The sequence below is a fragment of the Aquitalea sp. ASV11 genome, assembly GCF_016429185.1.
In the GTDB taxonomy this organism is placed as follows: Bacteria; Pseudomonadota; Gammaproteobacteria; order Burkholderiales; family Chromobacteriaceae; genus Aquitalea; species Aquitalea pelogenes.
The window spans coordinates 1-302 of sequence record NZ_JAELUD010000248.1; the positions used below are offsets into that span (position 1 = coordinate 1).

The following is a 302-nucleotide window of genomic DNA, read 5'->3' on the forward strand; positions in this document are numbered from 1 at the left end:
CCCCCCCCCCCCCCCCCCCCCCCCCCCCCCCCCCCCCCCCCCCCCCCCCCCCCCCCCCCCCCCCCCCCCCCCCCCCCCCCCCCCCCCCCCCCCCCCCCCCCTATTTTCAAGCAGAAGACGGCATACGCGATTATTGCGTTCGTCTCGTGGGCTCGGAGATGTGTATAAGAGACAGGGGCTGCACCCTGCCGGAAAAGGACGACCACAACATCGCCGGTGCGCGTGACATCGCCGACCGCCTGATGGCTTCCTTCGGCTCCATGCTGCTGTACTGGTACCACTTCAGCCACAACGGCAAGCGC

The 302-nt window shown here is 71.9% G+C and carries 1 pseudogene; it reads left to right on the top strand.

Annotation, left to right across the window (positions count from 1 at the left end):
* Positions 1 to 176: 176 nt before the first annotated feature.
* A pseudogene (locus JHD62_RS21980) lies at positions 177 to 302 on the top strand (2-methylcitrate synthase); the annotation flags it as partial.